Raw genomic sequence first — 17,524 nt, 5'->3', positions numbered from 1 at the left:
GGGTGTGCGCGCCCACGCGAACAATGGGGGTACAACAGCGGCAGCGGCCTTGAGGTCTGGCTATCACAGTGGCGCGACCGCGACCGGAGTTGCACCGGTTTCCCAAGACACTGACTGTGACCTAACCCTACACATATGTGATGTGTCTCAAGGGCACTAGCCGGTCGATCTACCGCAAGTTTTTTTCTCTGCGCCATAGAGATGACTGCACAGCCACTGGGCATGACGACGCATCGTTAAGGCATAGGTGCCAAAGTGGCCCACAGTGAAGTGAAAGATGGTGGGCAAAAAGGCATACACTCGATAATCCAGAAACTCCGGGCTGAGCCTGGCCCAGCCGCGCGCCACTTCCTCTACCTGTGGGAAAGGGATCACATCGTCATAGCGGTTGCCCCACAATAGCGTGGGGTGATGCAGCGGCTGGGTGCCTAAACGATGCCGCTCCAGCTCGGCGGTGAGCGCCGCAGACTCATCAAGACTGGCGCTGAGGCGTTGGTCATTCGTAGTCCAGTGCCTACTACCACGCCAGCCGCCGCGCAGTGCCGCGCCGAAGGCAGAGAGCAGCGCTGTGGCCCGGATCTGTTCCAGTCCGTAGTCACTGACATTCGCCAACGCCGCACGCACCGTCTCCGGATGAGAGGTATAAAAACCGAGCACGGCAAAGGAAACAATGCCGGTGAGAGTGTGGTGATCCACAAAGCGCAAGACCTTCACGAGGTCCGAGGGCGGTGCCCCCACCACCGCCGCGCGTGGCCGCGGCTCAGCTGTAGCGGCCAGTTCGCAGGCCTTGCCTACGGCTCCCCCGCCCTGAGAAAATCCCCACCATCCCACCGGGGCGGCTGCGGGAAAGAAATGGCTACTGCAGGCGCGGACGGCGTCGATAAGCGCATAACCGCAGGCGATGTTGTTAGCGTAGAGCTGAATGCCGGTGCGTGGATCGCGGGGATAATCGATGACCACTACCCCCATGCCGCGGGAGACAAAATGATTGATCACCGGCAGCTCATAGGCAAAGATCACATCCTCGATACGGCGGCCGCGGCGCCGCACCGCCCAGCCGACCGGCGCCGACTGCGAGGGGTCAGAGGAGGCCCCCATGCCCTGGGTGGAGGGAGCAAACGCCACCACTGGGCGCGGCCCAAGCCCCGTCCACGGGCGCAACGGGCGGATATACAAACCCGTGGCGGGAATGACACGGCCGGTCGAATCGTCGGTGGTATAGCTAAAACGCCAGCTGCGCGCCGGGATAGCACGCCCACCCACCCCGACAGTGGAGGTGGGTTGGGCATCAATGAGGACTCCTCGCACATCCGGGTGAGGCTGGGTGCGCACCTCGACCGCAGGGGCGGCAGGCGGCCGCCGGAGCGCATGGCCAACCAGACCGGCCACCACCCGCAGCTGCGCGGCCACTCCCCGACCCGCAGGCATGCTGCGCCGCCGCTGCTCGCTAGGAGGAGACTGAGGATCATCCATGCCAGATAGGATAAACCCATGACTGAATTTGACCAGAACATTGCTCTCGGGAGGGAGCTTTTCGGCGACACCCTCGATAGCTATGAACGCAGCGCGGAGTCCCTGTTGGAGTCCTGGGACCAAGACTTCAGCGATGCCGCGCTCAAGGAGCTCGACCAGATTCTGCTGCGCGCTTATGGTCTCGAGAGCGACTACGCAGATAAGGTTCTCGGCGCGTTGGGGCTGCCCGTTCCCGAGGAGGCGGAGTATGTGACTATGCTGCTCGGACAGGCCCTCGTAGCCACTGGGCAGTGGGAATGGGCGCTCGTGTGGGCCCCGCCGAAGATCCCGGGCGAGATCACCTTCACCTACTGTCTCGCTCGCGCCGACCACGAGCAGCTGCTCTTTCCCGGATCCTGGGTAAAAATGGCCGTATTCGGCACCGCCCCCGAGGAGCCGCTCGACGCCGCGCCGGGGCTGGCATGGGCTCTGGGCTCGGCACGGGACTATCTTTAAAGCTATGGAGAAGTTCGATCACGTCCCCTCTGTCGCCGACACGCTCGGTCTTGGCAATCGCCAACGCGGTGATGGCTGCCCTGGCGCGTTGAAGATGCATGAGGCCGCCGATGGTTTCATCGGTCGCATCCGCATCGCCGGTGGTCGCGCCAGCTCGGAGCATCTTGCAGCGCTCGCCCACCTTGCCGAGGAGCATGGCGATGGCGATATTCACGTCACCACCCGCGGCAACGTCCAAATCCGCGGCATCCGCCAACGCGAGGCGTTTTCCTCGGCGGTGTGCGAGCTCGGCCTGTTACCGAGCATCGCCCACGACAAGATCCGCAATATCATCGCCTCTCCCCTCTCTCGCGACCTCGACGCGCTCGTCGCCGACCTCGATCGCGGGCTCCTGGCCAGCAAGGAAGTCACCGGCCTCTCCGGCCGTACTCTCTTTGGCCTCGATGGCGGCGACGGGGGCATCACCGCCCAGCACCCCGACTTCGGCATCCAATTGATCTCGCCGCGCGAGGCCATCGTGATCCTCGGTGGTCTCCCCACTGCTCTTTCGGTGCTTATCGACGCCGCCCCGCAGGTCCTCATCCACGCCGCTGAACAATGGCAACGAATCCGCAGTGAGTGCTGGCGCGTGCAGGAAAGCCCAGAGTTGCGTGCCCAGCTGCTCGACTATCTGGCGGAGCTGCCCGAGTGCAGCCCCACGCGAGAGACCGTGCAGCTGACTAAGCGGGCCAAAGCCGAGGACGCCCCCATCGGCTGGCTGGAGCGCAGCGATGGCCGGGTGGATCTCGGCGCCTCCTTGCCTTTTGGCGTCCTCAGCGCCCGAGTGGCGCTGATGCTGGCGGCTAGCGACAAACCCGTTCGTATTACTCCGTGGGCCGGCGTGGTGGTGTGCGATCTCGACGAAGACGAAGCCGAGGCCGCGGCTAAGGTGCTTGCTCCTCAAGGGCTGGTATTTGACCGCCACTCCCCATGGCTGCGGGTCAGCGCCTGCACCGGGCTTCCCGGGTGCAGCAAATCCCGCAGCGATGTGCGCGGCGATGCCCTGAGCGCGATCCGCACCCAGGCCCTGCCCGATCCCTCCACCGCCGACGCGGTGCACTTCTCCGGCTGCGAACGCCGTTGTGGGCACCCCTTGCACAATTACTGGGACTATGTGGCCGAAAGCGATGGTGACTATGACGTCACCGTCGCCAGCGGCACTCCCGCTACCGCGCGCACCTTCTAACCCCGAGAGGAAACCCTGTCAGGTGTACACCTACGAAACAGACGGCAACGAGATTTACCGGCAGTCCTTCGCCATGATCCGCGAGGAATCCGATCTCTCCCCCTTCGATAAAGAGCAGTCCCAGGTGGCGGTGCGCATGATCCACGCCGCCGGTGCCACCGATCTTGCAACAGATATCGAGTTCTCTGCGGGACTTGTCCCCGCCGCGCGAGAGGCACTACGCAGCGGAGCTCCCATCATTAGCGATGTGAACATGGTGCGCTCAGGCGTGACGCGCACCCGGCTGCCCGCGGACAACGATGTTGTCTGCATGTTGCGCGATGAGGAGACCGTAGAGCTTGCCCGCAGCAGAGGAACTACGCGCTCTGCCGCGGCCGTGGAACGCTGGGAGCCGATCCTCGGAGGCGCCGTGGTGGCCATTGGTAACGCCCCTACCGCACTATTCCACCTGCTCAACTGGCTCGCCGAGGATCCTCAGCGACCTCGCCCAGCAGCCGTGCTCGGCATTCCCGTCGGTTTCGTCGGCGCCGCCGAATCCAAGGTGGCCCTAGCGGAGTCCGCTGCCGATCTCGGAATCGAGTTCCTCACCGTTCATGGCCGCCGCGGCGGCTCTGCCATCACCTGCGCCGCCCTAAACGCCCTAGCCACCGAGAAGGAGATCATCTAACCGTGGCTTCCGGAACACTCATCGGCATCGGGGTCGGCCCCGGTGATCCCGAACTACTGACCCTCAAGGCCGTCGCCACGTTGAAGCAGGCCGATGTGGTGGTCTATCACGCCGGTCCGAAGCGCAGTTCGACCGCGCGAGCCATCGCCGCCGACTACCTGCCCGAGGACTGTGAAGAGGAACTGCTCGCCTACCCAGTGACCACTGGGATTACCAACCACCCCGGCGGCTACGCCGGGGCCATGGCCGAGTTCTATAGCGAGGCCGCCGAAAGGCTCAGCGCGCATCTCGCCGCCGGCAAGACCGTGGTGGTGCTCAGCCTGGGCGATCCCATGCTCTACTCCTCGTATCAGCACCTGCACCGCCTGTTGGCGAGCGACTTTGAGGCAAAAATCATTCCCGGTATCCCGTCTATTACCGCCTCCGCTGATGCCTTGGGGCTTCCCCTCGCCGAGGCCGAGGACATACTCGCTGTGCTGCCCGCCACCGTGGGCGTGGAAAACCTCAAGCGTGCACTGAGCACCGCCGATACAGCCGTGATCATGAAGTTGGGCCGCACCTTCACCGCCGTCCGAGACGCCTTGGAGGCCACCGGCCGGCTGGAGGACTCCTATATCGTCTCCCGCGCCAGCATGGAAGGCCAGCGCATCCTGCCCGTGCTCGAGGCTGATCCGGAGAATATTCCCTACTTCTCCTGCGTTGTGGTGCCCAGCCAGCGTCAAGGCTTTGTGCTTGAGGATCAACAGCCCTCCCATGGTGAGGTGGTAGTGCTGGGACTCGGCCCAGGCGACTCTGCGTGGACCACTCCCGAGACGTCATGGGAGCTTGCCAGAGCCACCGATGTGGTGGGCTACTCCACCTATGTGCGGCGGGTGCCGCAGCGGGCCGGACAGCGCCAGCATCTCTCCGATAACAAGGTGGAAGCCGAGCGCGCCGCTATGGCCCTCGACTTGGCGAAGGAAGGCAAGCGCGTGGCCGTGGTCAGCTCCGGTGATCCGGGAGTATTCGCCATGGCCTCAGCGGTGCTCGATGTAGCCCAAGACCCGCAATGGGCCGATGTGTCGGTGCGGGTCGTGCCGGGAATGACCGCAGCGCAGGCTGTGGCATCGCGCGTCGGCGCCCCTTTGGGGCATGACTTCGGCATGATCTCCTTGTCCGACCGACTAAAACCGTGGGAGGTTATCGAGAAGCGGATCCGTGCACTCGCCTCCGCCGACATGGCCTTCGCGGTCTACAACCCGGCATCGAAGACCCGACGCGAACAGGTGGCGAAACTCGCCGAGATCGTCGGTGAGTACCAGTCGCCCGAGCTGCCGGTGATCGTCGCCCGCGCCGTGGGCTCCGAGCAGGAACGGGTGCAGGTGACTACGCTCCGCGACTTCGACCCAGAGATCGTGGACATGCGCACCATGGTGATTATCGGCGCCTCCACCACCACCGTGTATCGCGGCGGGACGGAGAAGGCCACGAGGGTGTTTACCTCTCGCCGCTACGCCACCCAGGACCCGTTGAATCTGTTTTAGAGCCTGATTCCGCAATAATGAAGCCAGCTGCGCACCTCTCAGGGTGCTGCAGCCGGCTGTGCTGTGTGGCGAAGCAATAAGGGCCTAGTTTTTCTTCGATTCCTGGCGCTTGTCCGGGGTTTGGCGAGCCCACGTGCCGATGGGACCGGCCACACGCGGAGTTTGTTTGCCCAGCAAGGCGCGTTTATTCGCGTCCTTTTCCTCCGGCGCAAGTACGGAGATGACGGGCCCCTTCCCCTGTGCCTTAGGGTTGCGGCCCCCAGTGGGACCGAACGCCGCCATGGGGCCGCGGCCAGGGCTGGGCTTGCTGTTGCTTGTATTCTGCCCCAGAACCGCCGGCGGTGGCGTGGCGGCACCGCGTGGCGACGCCGTCGTGTTCGGGGAGTGATTCGGAGTAGAAGTAGCCGCGGGAGGGATCAGCGGCTGAGCAGAGCGTGCCAAGGGGGCCGCTCCTGCCCCACTGCTACTACGCAGGGGCGCACCTGATGCGGAAAGCCCAGCGTGCCGGGGCGTAGTGGATGTCACCCTGCGGGCCGAGCCGGTGGCGTGTGGCACCGCTCCGAGTGGCTGCACTGGGCTGGTTGCGGTGTGGCGGCCGGCAGATGCTGGGGATGGCGAGCCCAACGTGGTGGGCGTGGTGAGCGCATTGGTGAACGTCTGTGGACTTCTCGCGCCGCCTACCGTGCCGGCGATCGGGGATGTCTGCGGTGAAGAAGGATGGAGCAGGTTCTGGGACAGCTGTGGTGCGGCCGCTGAGGTGCCGGGTGTCGTAGTGGTGCCGGCGGTCTCCGTAGAGGGCGCGGCGATACTGGAGAGTTCGTTGAGAGCGGCGTGGGCACGCGCCATAGAACCCGGGTGATTGCTGGTGCTGTTGTGGGTGATGGCGTCGAGGGTCCGGAGTGTTTTAGGAACGTTGGCTCCCGCCGCGTCAACGGCGTGATCCATTCCCGTGGGAATGAGGTGGGCGTAGCCGCCTTGTGGCGGAGTGGCCATGAGATTGCGGAGAACCGGCACACCCATGTGGAGTGTGGGCGGAAAGAGCGTGGTGGTGAAAGTTTTGACGAAGGCGTCCTCGGCCTGAGCCTTGAGAGCCGGATCAGTGATGTGGGCGGTCCGCGCTGCCGCCTCGTTGACGAGGGAGTGGCCGTAGCTATGGATGGTGTGCAGGTTCTGCACCGTCATGCCCATTGCCTCGGCGTTGACGGAGAAATTCTGGGCTTGTTGCGCAGCTTCTCGGATGGTGGCTGCAGAGGCTTCGATCGCTTCGCCCTCATTGGTGCCGGCAATATCTGCAGCTATGTGATGCAGATCAGCGGAGATGGCGGCCGATTCAGTAGAGATCCATCGCCAGAGGTCCGCTGTAGTATCAACAAGGTTGATCCGTGTTGCGGCGAAGGCCGCCTGCAGGGCTTGCAAGGAGGTAGCTGGATTAACCACCGCTGGCGCGAAGGGGAAATCACTGTAGAAGATGCTCGGTTTCGGTGGAAAAGTTCCTAGGACTTCCTCAGAGGATGTTCCGTAGAGGCTTTCACGCATAGCCTCATCCTGAAACTGGAATCCGCCATTTGTTGCATGCGTGGCGTCGCTGAGCCAGTGAACGTGCTTCGCAAAAAGCGAAGCGACCTGTGTCAAGCTGCCTGGAGTGGACAGAAGAACATTCGCATGCTGTATGCCCAGCTGGTCTAGCCCGGAGACTTCGGTGAAAGTTTTTATTATGGATCCATTGGCTATATGAAGATGCATAAATTCCATCCGTTCTAGGCATGAACTTATTCGATCCCCGTTGAAGCCAAGATTTCCAGTGCAGACGTCCATGGTGATTACCCCTTCGTCTTTTGAGATATATGTTTTAGTACGTTATATGCGAGGTTGCATGCATCGTTTTGTGTGTACTTAAAAAAATGTGTTGTGGAAATAACCGACACCCGTCCTTCTGGGGTGAAACTTCCCGCTCCACAATGCGTTGATACCGAATCTGGAAGCTCAAAAGTGTGAACCTTCTTATCTGTAATAAACTTCCCTTTCGGGTGGATTCGTACCCTGCCTTCTAGGCTCTCGAGGGTGTTTGGGTCCGTCATTGTTAAATAAGACGTCGATTCCGACAGTTCGGTATGGTATATGCATGAATCAATGCCGTCATTGAAAATATGGGAAACAAATTTACGTTTCTTTAGTCCGAGCTTTTTCATGTCTGCCGGCGAAATTACTTCACAGGTATTGAAGTAGGCGAATCCTGGTGCCTGGTAGTCGAAGTTTTCTGATGTGGCTTCGAACCAGTCGGATAATTCAGTTCCCGCTTCCTTAGTTGTTGTTGGGTTCTCCTCGGTGGTACTGCGTGTTGCCTCCTCAGTTTCCGGTTGTCCAGTCGCTGCTGTGCAGCCGCTGGTTGTGATCAGCGTTAGGGCTAGGGCGGTGCCGAGGGCGCGGCGGCGTTGTACTGCGGAGTATCGGTTGCTCCTCATGGGTGTCCTTTCATTAGGTGTGTGAAACTAAGAGTGAATGAGGATGGACAGTTGTGCAGTACAACTCACTGCGGGTGCCCTTTTAAGGGGTGGCGAAGTGGTTGCGGAGACGACATCCCCCGAGGTCATCTCTGCACCACTCCGCCGATATCGCCGCCATTGCCTAGGGATGTGACGGCGACGGGGCGCGCTGCTCAAACAACCCCTAAGTTTGAGCACGCAGCCGATGCTGCCGAGGTGTGCGTCGCCACGATACGGTCGCCGCTGAAAGCGGATTCCGCCGCTGGGTGTGCGGTGGCGAGCACGCGCCTTTTCGGAGAGATGGCCCTCGCCGGGATCGCCGGCGTGAGGCTTTCTCCTTAGGCGCACGCTGCGGTGAGAGGCAGTTTCTTTCGAGTTCCGTTCCCACATCAGAGCCGCACCAAAGCGAAGCGAACGGCGGAGCGCCGCCGCGTCACTCTGCTGCGTAGTAGCACCACAAACCATGTGTGCTGCTTCCCCCTTGGTCTCAGATATTGGTACGTTCACTCGGCCACAGCGCTGCAATACAGTGTGGTTGCGAGCGCATGGTTGACGCCCTAGTGCCATGCGTGGGACACCGCGCGCACTCATGCGCTCACAGGGAGTAGACGTATCCACGGGGCGGCGAGGTTCCCTTGGCCCCTTTAGGGGGTAATAGCCGATAGAAGGCAGAATAAAGACCCCTCTCCCCTGCTGCTGTGATGCAGGAGGGATGGAGAGGGGTCGGAGAGGTATCCTTTAAAGGAGCCTCGGGCATCGGCCGAGGTAGGGATACGAGCCGGCCGGCTAGACCAGCCGAGCTTCGCGCATCGCGTCGGAGGCGTTGTCCACCACGATCACGTTGGAGCCGCCCGGTAGCGGGGGTCGTTCGACCATGACCACGTCGATTCCGAGCTCCCGGGCAGCGTCGAGCTTGGCACGGGTGTAGTTGCCGCCGGAGTTTTTGGTGACGACAACGTCGATCTGGTTGCCGATCATGAGTTTTTTCTCCCCAGCGACGTCGAAGGGTCCGCGGTCAAGGAGAACGCGATTGCGCGGCGGTAGCGCTACTTCTGGCGGGTCGACGCAGCGGATGACGTAGAGGTTGTGGGTATCGGCGGCGAAGTGCGCGAGTTTCTGTCGCCCGATAGTGAGGAAAATATGCGAGTAGTCGCGGGCAACCACCCGCGCTGCCTCTTCCACGCTGTGCACGGAGTGCCAGCGATCCCGCGGCTGCGGGGTCCAAGCGGGACGGTGAAGAGCGATGAGCGGGCGGCCAGTGGCGCGGCTTGCCTCGGCAGCGGATTCGCTGATGACCTCGGCGAAGGGGTGGGTGGCATCGATGAGCACGTCGATATCGTTGCTCACGATCCACTGCGCCAGCCCCGCCGGCCCGCCGAAACCGCCGATACGCACCATGCCCACAGGCAGGCGTGGATTCGCTACGCGGCCCGCCAGCGAGGTTGTGACCTCCCAGTTCTCGGCGAGCATGCGCTTAGCAAGGTCACGTCCCTCCGAGGTGCCGCCCAAAATTAGTGCACGCATGGAATCGTCCTTCCGTGTTCATCGCGGGGCCGGTCATCCGAGTAGAGGAAGGAATCCGGGAACTGCTCGGCGGCGAGAACTTTGCCGACGATAATCATGGCAGTGCGGGTAATTCCTGCTTCGCGGATGGCGGCAGCGATCGTCGATAAGCGCCCGCGCACGATCTGCTCGTCGGGGCGGGAGGCATAGGCCACCACGGCCACCGGGCAGTCGCCATAATAAGGCTCGAGGGTGGCCACAACCTCGTCGATTACGTGGGCGGCGAGGTGAATGCACAGGGTGGTGCCGGTGCGGGCGAAGTTCTCCAGCTCCTCCCCTTCGGGCATCTGGCTGGCGCGACCATTGATGCGGGTGAGCACCACGGACTGGCCCACGGTGGGCACCGTCAGCTCATGGCCGAGGCTGGCGGCCGCAGCGGCGAAGGAGGGCACCCCGGGCACGATCTCGTAGTCGATCCCGAGCGCGCTCACACGCCGCGCCTGCTCCGCTAGCGCCGAATACACGCTGGGATCCCCCGACTGCAGCCGGGCCACGTCCTTGCCCTCCTTGTGGGCGCGCTCGATGACCTCCATGATCGCGTCGAGCGGCATGCGGGCGGTATTAATCACCTCCGCGCCGTCTGGGGTGTGCTCCAGTACCTCCTGCGGCACGATACTGCCGGCGTAGAGGCACACGGGGCAACGCCGAATGAGGGCATCGGCCCGCAGCGTTAAAAGATCGGCGGCACCGGGGCCAGCGCCAATGAAGTACACAGTCATAGGGGTTGTCTTTCTATTTGCTTACACGCCACTGCCATACAGGATAGGCCGGCTTATAGGCGGTGAAGGAACCGATCGAGGTTTCGTTTTCAATCGCGATGCGCCTCAGCGTGCCGCCGTACTCTCGTTTCAGCTGCCACAGCTTGTCGACGCTTTCTGCCGTCACCGCATTAGCCACCAGTCGCCCGCCTGGGCGCAGGGCCGTCCACGCCGCCTCCCAGACCCCCTCGGCGGTGAGCCCGCCGCCGATGAAGATGCAGTCGGGAGAGTCATTACGCAGTAGAGCATCGGGGGCGGCGCCGCTGATTTCTAGCTGGGGCACGCCGAGGGCGCGGGCGTTGGCCGCGATGCGCTCGGCGCGCTGCGGATGGCTTTCGAAGATGCGGGCGCGGTTACGGGGATCGAGTCGCAGCCATTCGATACTGATTGATCCCGATCCGCCGCCAATGTCCCACAGCAGCTCCCCTGCTCGGGGCGCGAGCGCGCACACGGTGAAGGCACGAATATCTTGTTTGGTGAGCTGCCCGTCATGGTCGTAGCTGTCATCGGGCAGCCCGGGGGCGAGCGTGCGCGCTGCCCGTGCCGGCGGTTCGACCGCGATAACGGCAAGGCCGCTGTCTTGTGCCGGTGGCGCGGCGGCAGTACCGGTGGTGATGCACTCGTGTGCCGCCCCGAGATCAGCGAGCACCGTCACGGCCGCGTCCTCGAGGCCGCGTTCGCGAAGATAGTCGCATATCGTGGCCGCGGAGGAGCGATCGCGCCCGAGCACGAGGAAGGGCCGGGCCTGATCCACCAGCACTCCGATGCTCGCGACATCGCCGGTCACCAGCGAAGTGTGCGGGGTGTTCTGCTGCGCCCAGCCAAGACGGGCACAAGCCATAGCGAAGGAGGACACCGCCGGATAGATACGCAGCTGCACCCCAGGGACTTCCCGCTGCAGCGTGCTGGCAATGCCGTGGAAGAGCGGATCACCGCTGGCGAGCACGGCGACGCGCTGCTGCTGCAGCTCGGCGATCATCCCCGGTAGCGCAGGAACGAGCGGTGAGGGCCAGGCGCGGGTGGCGGGTGTATCGACCAGCGCAAGCTGGCGCGTCGAGCCCAGCACAATCTCGGCGGAGTCGAGGGCGGCACGGGCGGCGGGGCTGAGCGAGGACATCCCCTCGGCGCCGATTCCGATGACATCAATGATCACAGAGGATGACCTTTCTTAACGCGGCATCCGCCGCCACACCGGGCGCGGAACCAGAGACATGATCCACGCCAGCAGCCGCAGCCGACGCGGCACCCACACCGTGGTGCTGCGGCCGCGGGCAGCCAGCACCGCCTCGGCAACATGATCGGGGGTGGATGACAGCGGCGCCGGCTTCATGCCGGTGGTCATGGACCCGATCACAAACCCAGGGCGGGCAGTGAGCAGATGCACCTTCGTGCCATGCAGCCGATCAGTGAGTCCTTGGCAGAAGGCGTCCAGGCCGGCCTTGGTGGAACCGTAGACGTAGTTGGCGCGTCGGGCCCGCCAGCCGGCGATAGAGGAAAAAGCGTAGATGGTGCCCGAGCGCATCACATCGGCCAGCACGGTGAGCATCGATACCTGCGCCACGTAGTCGATGTGGGCGATCTCGGCGGCGTGCTGTTCTTCGTGCTCTGCGCGTTCTTGTTCGCCGAGAATGCCGAAGGCGACGATGGCATCGGTGATCGCCGCTCCCCCTGCCTGTTCAACGAGGCGGCGGTGCGAGTCCAGCTCCGTAGCATCCCACTCGATGATCTGCACGCTGGCGGCTCCCAGCCGGCGGAGCCGCTCGGCTACCGGCTCCATTCTTTCTGGGGATCTCCCGGCCAGCACAACGGGTCGTCCGCGGCAGAGCCGGGACGCCATCTCGCCGCCAATATCAGAGGTGCCGCCAAGCAGCAGAAGGGTCTCTGACATCAGTGATCCTCGGGGTGCGCGCCGGAGCTATCGGGGTAGAGATTCCGGGGGCGTGTGTTGAGCACGCGGACCCCGTCATCGTCTACCGCCACGATGTCTTCGATGCGGGCGCCGAAACGCCCGTGCAGGTAGATGCCCGGTTCCACAGAGAAGCACATACCCGGCTGCAGCACGAGATCATTGCCCGCGATGATGAAGGGCTGCTCGTGTACCTCGAGCCCGATGCCGTGGCCGGTGCGGTGGAAAAAGGCTTCGCCATAACCCGCGGCCTCGATGATGTCCCGCGCGGCGGCGTCGATGTCTGCCGCGCGCACCCCAGGCGCAATGGCGGCGATGGCGGTGCGTTGCGCCCGATCCAGCACGGAGTACATCTCCGCGACGTCGGTGTCGATTTCGCCAACTGCGTAGGTGCGGGTGCAGTCGGAGTGATAGCCGCTGGGCATAGTGCCGCCGATATCCACGACCACGATGTCGCCGTCCTGCAGCCGGCGATCGGAGAAGCTGTGGTGGGGATTCGCGCCATTGGGCCCAGAGCCGACGATGACGAAGTCTACGGTGCTATGCCCTGCGCGGAGGATGAGCGTGTGCAGCTGCTCGGCGATAGCGCGCTCACTCACACCCTCTTGAAGCAGCGCGGGAACCTGGGCGTGCACCGCGTCGATGGCGGCTGCGGCCTCGGCGAGCCACTCGATCTCGATGTCTTCTTTGACCACACTCAGCTCCGGAAAGGCGCTATCGACCCCACGGATCGGCCGGTCCATAAAGTGCGCTGCATGCGCGAGGGGCATCTGCTCACTCAGCGCCAGCGGAGCGTCGCTGGCGGCATCGTCGAATACTGCGCGAACCATGCCGTAAGGGTCCTGCCCATCCCGCCACCCGCGGGCGGTGACGGAAGCGGGCGCCACGTGGGCGTCTACTTCGGGGATCACCACCACGGGCTCGCCGTGGGCGGGAATCACCAGCGCGGTGAGTCGCTCGTGGGTATCGAGCCCGAGACCGGTGAAGAAACGAAACTCTCGCCCCGGACTGGCCACCAGCGCGGCATAACCTTTCTCCGCGATGAGCGCCTGGGCGCGTGCAATACGTGCTGAATAATCGATACTCACTACAGCCTTCACCTTCTTCTTCATGGGCACGGGGATAGTGTGCGGTGCTGCCTGCCCACTACCTTAGGCGGGCGGCGTCGACAAGCGTGCTAGGTGCCCACCGCCACCACGCCGCGACGCATGGCGTCGATGGCCTGCCGTGCAGCCCGCTTGGTTTCCTCGTTATAGCCGGTCTTGCGCACCTGCTCGAGCAGATCCGCGACCTGGCGCACCTGGCGCACGAAATCGCCGGGGGTCAGCTCGGCGCCGCACTCATTGGCCGCGGCGAGGCAATAATCTAGGGGCGCGCCGGCGCTCCACTGATGGATCGCCAAGGCAAAGGCCGCATCCGGTACCGCCGTTTGATCGAGCTGGTGGCGCTTTTCATCCACAACCAGCTCATCCCACACCCGCATCGTGCCGTCGATAGCGGCCGCGAGCGCATCGGTCGGTGCTTGCGGGCTGCCCTGGCCCGGCTTGCGGTTTTCGAAGCTGGCACAGCTCGCTGCTCCCGCCAGCTCAGCGGGGTCGAGGCCATCCCAGATTCCGCGCCGCAGACACTGGGCCACGAGCAGATCGGATTCGCTGTGGATATGCGCGAGCTTCTCGCCTTCCTCGGCCACCACTGGCTCCCGGGTCTCGGGATCGAGTTCGACATAGTCCAGCTCGGTGAGCAGCCCGAGAATCCGGTCGAACTTTTTGCCGAGGCTGTCGGTGGCGGTATCGATGCGCGTGCGCAGCTTATCGACGCGACGCTGCGCCTTCGCCGACTCCATGGCGATCGCCACTAGGTGCTCGCGCTCCGGATAGCGATGTGCGGGATGCTCAGTCAGCGCCACGCGGAGAGCATTAACCTTCTTATTCGGGCGGGTGCGCACCCGCATGCGCTTGGGCCGGGCAAAACCGCCGTGTCGCAGCTGCCCAGTCAGCTGGCTGCGCTGCTTCTTCGAGGCTTTGCCGTGCACGATCGCCCGCGGCAGCCGCATAGTGCCCAGCCGCTCCGGCGCCATGCCCACTGCCTCCGAGTCGATCCGACCCATCCAGCCACTTTCCAGCAGCACCAGCGGGGCCGGGTTATTAGCGAAGCGGGCCTTTTCGATCACGACGGCGAGCAAGGGCTTCTTTTGCCCCGGTACGGCGATGACTTCGCCCACCTCGAGCCGCCGCAGAGTGGCGTCTGCCTCCTGAAAACGATCCAGCAGGGAGGCACGTTTGGCCTGTTTTTCCTCTTCACTCAGTCGCTGCCGCAATGCGGCATAGTCGCTGAGCTGCTGGGCGGCCTCTGCCGCGGGAATGTCGAGCTCGACATCCTCGAGGCTGCGTTCGAGGGTGGTGCGCGCCTCCTCGAGGCGCTTTTCTGCTCGCTGTAGCGAGCGAACTTCCTCCACCACGGTGCCATCGGCTTGGAACTGGGCAAAGGACTGTTCGATGAGGGTGAGCGCTGCCTCATAGCCTTGGGTGGCCAAGAGGTTCACGCTCATGTTGTAGCCGGGTTCGAAGGTGGAGTTGAGCGGATAGGTGCGGGTGGAGGCCAGCCCTGCCACGCGGTGCGGATCCATCGCGGGCTGCCACAGCACCACCGCATTACCCACCGTGTCGATACCGCGGCGACCGGCGCGGCCGGTGAGCTGAGTGTATTGGCCAGGGGTGAGATCCACATGCCCTTCGCCGTCGAATTTCACCAGCTTTTCCAGCACGACAGTTCGTGCCGGCATATTGATACCAAGCGCCAGGGTCTCTGTGGCGAAGATGGCTTTGAGCAGCCCCCGCGAGAAGAGATCTTCCACGATGTGCCGGAACGCGGGCAGCATGCCGGCATGGTGTGCGGCAAAGCCCCGAACAAGCGCCTGCTTCCAACGGCGAAACTGCAGGACTTCGAGATCGTCGGCGGGAATATCCGCCACGCCTGCATCCACGGCCGTGGCGATGGCCTGTGCCTCCTCCTCATCGGTGAGCACCAGCTTGGAGCGCAGGCACTGGTAAAGGGCGCCATCGCAGCCGGCACGCGAGAAGATAAAGGTGATCGCGGGCAGCATATCGTGATCCTGCAGCACCCGCAGCACCTCGGGACGACCGAGGGGACGATAGGCGTCCTGGGAGCGCGTCTGGCCCGAGCGGCGGGCCGAACGGGCGGGCGCACCGCGGGAGCTCGCCCGATTCCGAAAGGAGCCAGAGCGCGGAGCAGCTGGGGTGTCGGCGCGGGACTCGAGCTTGGTGATTTTTTCTACGAGGCCGCGATTGACCTCGGGGTCCTCCGCGCCATCGCCTTTTTCGAAGAGCGGAAACAGCCGCCGGCCCACGAGCATCCACTGATCCAGAGGCACGGGGCGGGAATCAGTGACGATCACATCGGTATCGCCGCGTACGGCGCGCATCCATTCGCCAAACTCTTCCGAGTTGGACACGGTGGCAGATAGCCCGATCACGCTCACCCACTCGGCGAGGTTGAGGATCACTTCCTCCCACACGGCGCCGCGGGAGCGATCGGCGAGGAAGTGGATCTCATCCATCACCACATAGCCCAGCCGATCCAGTGCTGGGGAGTCGGCGTAGAGCATATTGCGCAGCACCTCGGTCGTCATCACGAGGATGTCTGCGGAGCCGTTGATAGACACATCGCCGGTGAGCAGCCCCACCTCTTCTTCGCCATGAATGGCGACGAGATCGTGGAACTTTTGATTACTCAGGGCCTTGATGGGAGTGGTGTAAAAGCATTTGGTGCCGCGAGCCAAGGCGAGAGAGACGGCGAACTCCCCCACGATCGTTTTGCCCGCGCCGGTGGGTGCACAGACCAGCACGCCACGCCCGGCCTCGACTGCTTGGCAGCCCTCGATCTGGAAATCATCGAGCTCGAATCCGAGTTCTGCGGTGAACACGTCCAGATGAGATAAAGGATCAATCTTTAGCGCCATGCACCCCACTTTAAGGCATGCCCGCGACACCAGCCGCGGGCACCCAGTGCCTCGCGGGGCTAGAGGACGTCATCGAAGTGCGAGGAGGGCGCACTGCCATAACTGGAGGAGGGTTCTTGGTTTCCCAGCTGGCTGGGAGTGACCTGTCCCGGTTGGGCGATGGGATGCGGCTGGGCGACGCCACCTAGCTGCGAGATAGGACCAGCATTGTGCACCGGCGCTGTCGGCGCTGTGGGGCGCACCTGCGCGGTGGCGGAGGGATCCGCGATCGGCTGCGGGGCGTCTACCCCACCAGGCTGGGTGGACAGCGTCGAGGCGTGTTCATCGTCCACATCCATCCAGTCGGGGCGTTGCTTTTTCCGGCGCTTGTCATTGAAGCGGGTGAACTGCAGCGCTCCCTCAACGAGCAGGATGAGACTCAGGGCGAGAACCACCATGGAGAAGGGATCCTGGCCAGGGGTCATCACAGCCGCAAAAATGAAGAGCAGCACGATGATGATACGGCGCTTATCTTTGAGCTGATCATAGGAGACCACGCCCATGATGTTGAGCAGGCCCAGGATGAGAGGCACCTCGAAGCTGATTCCGAAGATCAGCACCAGAGCCAGCAGGAAGCGGAAATACGAGTGGGCGTTCAAGCCCGCCACAGCAACATCGGAGGCCATGGTGATGAGGAATTCAAGCCCGATGTCCACGATGAAATACGCCAAGCAGGCACCCACGATGAATAGGGTCACGGCCAGCACCACAAAGGTGACCGTCCATTTGCGCTCATTCTTTTTCAGTCCAGGGGTGACAAAAGCCCATAGCTGGTAGAGCCAGACCGGGGAGGCCAACACGGCCCCAGCCAACGCACCGACCTTCATGCGCAGCAGGAACATCTCGAAGGGCGAGGTTACCAACAAGCGACATTCATCTCTCATGGTAAAGTCCGCCCGCAAGTCTGGATCCACGCTGCAGTAGGGGCCGCGCAGGATCTCACCAAGAGACTGGATCGGCCCCACACTCACTTGGAACCAGGCGAAGCCCACCACCGTGCCGATGCTGAATGCGATCAGCGAGATGATCACGCGCGTGCGGAGCTCGCGGATGTGATCCGACAGCGACATCGTGCCGTCGGGGGATTTCGGTGGTTTCCGGCGCTTCGTCTTGGTGCGGCCGGCAGTACTCACCGCGCGCCGCGGAGAGCCGGGAGTGGAGCTGCTCATATGGATAGAATTCCTCTTCAACCCAGATAATGAACAACCGCGCGCACCACCACCACAGCTACTGGTGGCGGTCGCGCGCGGCGGCGGTTAACTAGCCCTGCTGGTTCGGGTATTGCTGAGCGGCAGGGTCGGGCTGCGGCTGCTGCACCGGCTGGGGCTGTTGGACGCCCTGGGGCTGCTGCATATAGGCACCATTGACCGGCTGCTGACCCTGCTGCGGCAGCTGCTGTTGCTGGGGCTGGGC

Annotated in this window: 14 protein-coding genes; 4 read left to right on the top strand and 10 right to left on the bottom strand. The window is 63.4% G+C overall.

Features of this window, described 5'->3' with window-relative positions:
* Positions 1-156: 156 nt before the first annotated feature.
* Entirely contained in the window at positions 157-1,473 is a 1,317-nt protein-coding gene (locus tag GBB18_RS09125) for a lipase family protein (RefSeq protein ID WP_151641471.1), read from the bottom strand.
* 18 nt (positions 1,474-1,491) lie between these two features.
* Here GBB18_RS09125 and GBB18_RS09120 point away from each other — a divergent pair, with 18 nt between their 5' ends.
* From GBB18_RS09120 to cobJ, 4 genes are read left to right on the top strand one after another with little or no spacing between them, the layout of a single operon-like run.
* Positions 1,492-1,968: a hypothetical protein gene (locus GBB18_RS09120; protein WP_151641470.1), complete on the top strand. Its 477-nt coding sequence runs from the start codon at positions 1,492-1,494 to the stop codon at positions 1,966-1,968.
* A 4-nt stretch (positions 1,969-1,972) separates the two neighbouring features.
* Positions 1,973-3,193 carry a precorrin-3B synthase gene (locus tag GBB18_RS09115; protein WP_151641469.1) on the top strand — a complete coding sequence of 407 codons (1,221 nt, stop codon included), beginning with the start codon at positions 1,973-1,975 and terminating at the stop codon, positions 3,191-3,193.
* 22 nt (positions 3,194-3,215) lie between these two features.
* Positions 3,216-3,860: a precorrin-8X methylmutase gene (locus tag GBB18_RS09110; protein WP_151641468.1), complete on the top strand. Its 645-nt coding sequence runs from the start codon at positions 3,216-3,218 to the stop codon at positions 3,858-3,860.
* 2 nt (positions 3,861-3,862) lie between these two features.
* Positions 3,863-5,383, top strand: coding sequence for a precorrin-3B C(17)-methyltransferase (gene cobJ, locus GBB18_RS09105; RefSeq protein ID WP_151641467.1), 1,521 nt, complete (start codon positions 3,863-3,865; stop codon positions 5,381-5,383).
* 84 nt (positions 5,384-5,467) lie between these two features.
* Here the strand turns inward: cobJ and GBB18_RS09100 are convergent, their stop codons facing one another.
* The 9 genes from GBB18_RS09100 to tatC all read right to left on the bottom strand — a co-directional run bounded on the left by GBB18_RS09100 (position 5,468) and on the right by tatC (position 17,280).
* Positions 5,468-6,919, bottom strand: a complete 1,452-nt coding sequence (locus GBB18_RS09100) for a hypothetical protein (RefSeq protein ID WP_151641466.1) — start codon at positions 6,917-6,919, stop codon at positions 5,468-5,470.
* Between the two features lie 284 nt (positions 6,920-7,203).
* A complete protein-coding gene (locus GBB18_RS09095; RefSeq protein WP_151641465.1) occupies positions 7,204-7,845 on the bottom strand; it encodes a hypothetical protein in 642 nt (213 codons plus the stop codon).
* An 807-nt stretch (positions 7,846-8,652) separates the two neighbouring features.
* A complete protein-coding gene (locus GBB18_RS09090) occupies positions 8,653-9,390 on the bottom strand; it encodes a cobalt-precorrin-6A reductase (RefSeq protein WP_151641464.1) in 738 nt (245 codons plus the stop codon).
* Positions 9,378-10,148, bottom strand: coding sequence for a precorrin-4 C(11)-methyltransferase (gene cobM, locus GBB18_RS09085; protein WP_151641463.1), 771 nt, complete (start codon positions 10,146-10,148; stop codon positions 9,378-9,380). The genes GBB18_RS09090 and cobM overlap by 13 nt, the downstream gene beginning before the upstream one ends.
* Before the next feature lie 13 nt (positions 10,149-10,161).
* Positions 10,162-11,340 (bottom strand): precorrin-6y C5,15-methyltransferase (decarboxylating) subunit CbiE, encoded by a 1,179-nt coding sequence (gene cbiE, locus GBB18_RS09080; protein WP_151641462.1) that lies wholly within the window; start codon positions 11,338-11,340, stop codon positions 10,162-10,164.
* Between the two features lie 15 nt (positions 11,341-11,355).
* On the bottom strand, positions 11,356-12,075 hold the full coding sequence (locus GBB18_RS09075; protein ID WP_151641461.1) for an SDR family oxidoreductase: 720 nt from the start codon (positions 12,073-12,075) through the stop codon (positions 11,356-11,358).
* Positions 12,075-13,205 carry a Xaa-Pro peptidase family protein gene (locus GBB18_RS09070; RefSeq protein ID WP_151641460.1) on the bottom strand — a complete coding sequence of 377 codons (1,131 nt, stop codon included), beginning with the start codon at positions 13,203-13,205 and terminating at the stop codon, positions 12,075-12,077. The genes GBB18_RS09075 and GBB18_RS09070 overlap by 1 nt, the downstream gene beginning before the upstream one ends.
* Before the next feature lie 65 nt (positions 13,206-13,270).
* Entirely contained in the window at positions 13,271-16,072 is a 2,802-nt protein-coding gene (locus GBB18_RS09065; protein WP_151641459.1) for an RNA helicase, read from the bottom strand.
* Between the two features lie 59 nt (positions 16,073-16,131).
* Entirely contained in the window at positions 16,132-17,280 is a 1,149-nt protein-coding gene (gene tatC, locus GBB18_RS09060) for a twin-arginine translocase subunit TatC (protein ID WP_151548561.1), read from the bottom strand.
* Between the last annotated feature and the right edge of the window lie 244 nt (positions 17,281-17,524).

The sequence above is a fragment of the Corynebacterium sp. 11A genome (assembly GCF_008930935.1).
Taxonomy (GTDB): domain Bacteria; phylum Actinomycetota; class Actinomycetes; order Mycobacteriales; family Mycobacteriaceae; genus Corynebacterium; species Corynebacterium megadyptis.
Note: the sequence above shows the minus strand (reverse complement) of the source record. Positions and strands in the feature narration are given on the sequence as shown.

Excerpts from the sequence above, each read along its gene's own strand:
- GBB18_RS09125 (WP_151641471.1), bottom strand. The coding sequence starts at position 1,473 with ATGGATGATCCTCAGTCTCCTCCTAGCGAGCAGCGGCGGCGCAGCATG.
- GBB18_RS09120 (WP_151641470.1), top strand. The coding sequence starts at position 1,492 with ATGACTGAATTTGACCAGAACATTGCTCTCGGGAGGGAGCTTTTCGGC.
- GBB18_RS09115 (WP_151641469.1), top strand. The coding sequence starts at position 1,973 with ATGGAGAAGTTCGATCACGTCCCCTCTGTCGCCGACACGCTCGGTCTT.
- GBB18_RS09100 (WP_151641466.1), bottom strand. The coding sequence starts at position 6,919 with ATGCGTGAAAGCCTCTACGGAACATCCTCTGAGGAAGTCCTAGGAACT.
- GBB18_RS09095 (WP_151641465.1), bottom strand. The coding sequence starts at position 7,845 with ATGAGGAGCAACCGATACTCCGCAGTACAACGCCGCCGCGCCCTCGGC.
- GBB18_RS09090 (WP_151641464.1), bottom strand. The coding sequence starts at position 9,390 with ATGCGTGCACTAATTTTGGGCGGCACCTCGGAGGGACGTGACCTTGCT.
- cobM (WP_151641463.1), bottom strand. The coding sequence starts at position 10,148 with ATGACTGTGTACTTCATTGGCGCTGGCCCCGGTGCCGCCGATCTTTTA.
- GBB18_RS09075 (WP_151641461.1), bottom strand. The coding sequence starts at position 12,075 with ATGTCAGAGACCCTTCTGCTGCTTGGCGGCACCTCTGATATTGGCGGC.
- GBB18_RS09070 (WP_151641460.1), bottom strand. The coding sequence starts at position 13,205 with ATGAAGAAGAAGGTGAAGGCTGTAGTGAGTATCGATTATTCAGCACGT.
- GBB18_RS09065 (WP_151641459.1), bottom strand. The coding sequence starts at position 16,072 with ATGGCGCTAAAGATTGATCCTTTATCTCATCTGGACGTGTTCACCGCA.
- tatC (WP_151548561.1), bottom strand. The coding sequence starts at position 17,280 with ATGAGCAGCTCCACTCCCGGCTCTCCGCGGCGCGCGGTGAGTACTGCC.